Source organism: Klebsiella sp. GG_Kp173, assembly GCF_040062415.1.
Lineage (GTDB): Bacteria > Pseudomonadota > Gammaproteobacteria > Enterobacterales > Enterobacteriaceae > Klebsiella > Klebsiella quasipneumoniae.
The window spans coordinates 1-622 of the sequence record NZ_JBEAFZ010000074.1 but is presented as its reverse complement, the minus strand read 5'-3'; the positions used below and the strand labels follow the sequence as shown (position 1 = coordinate 622).

The 622-nt window shown below is 40.5% G+C and carries 1 protein-coding gene; it reads right to left on the bottom strand.

The window, feature by feature from the left end:
* Positions 1–22: 22 nt before the first annotated feature.
* Positions 23–337: a DJ-1/PfpI family protein gene (locus tag ABLU50_RS16230; RefSeq protein WP_242630239.1), complete on the bottom strand. Its 315-nt coding sequence runs from the start codon at positions 335–337 to the stop codon at positions 23–25.
* Positions 338–622 lie beyond the last annotated feature (285 nt).

The following is a 622-nucleotide window of genomic DNA, read 5'->3' as shown; positions in this document are numbered from 1 at the left end:
GCTCCGGATGAATATGATGATCTCATATCAGGAACTTGTTCGCACCTTCCTTAGCAATCCACTCAAGCACGTTTTGCTTTTCAAGTTCAGCGCTTACGACCCCACCCGGAACAATCAGGCAATCTATTTCCGGGTGATTTTCCAAAGAAAAATCAGGATCTATTTTGAGTCCAGCCCTTGCACGTACCGGGCTTAACGTTTCACCTACTGTAAAAACATTAAATAATGGAACTTCACCCCGGTTAACTCTGGTGGCACAGGTGAAAACTTCATAAGGGCCTGCGAAATCAAGAACTTCTACATTATCAAAAACATAAATCCCAACCTGTATAGTCATGCTCTGATTCCTTTGTCAGCCTCAATTTGAAATGATTCGCAGCGGAAAGTTTTGTTGTTAACGGCAGGACGGGAACACTTATTCATTTCTCCTTTCGAATAATAAGCGTCAAATGTCTTTCCTCTGCTGATGTTAATATATCGTTACCTATCCTCCTGAGGATATACGTCATCACTTTTTCCTCTGGTGTGATTCTGATAACCGTTCCTTTTTATATATCAAAGTGAGATACACAAAAAAAGCCTGTCTAAAAGACAGGCAAAAGATAGCTACTCTTTGATTTCT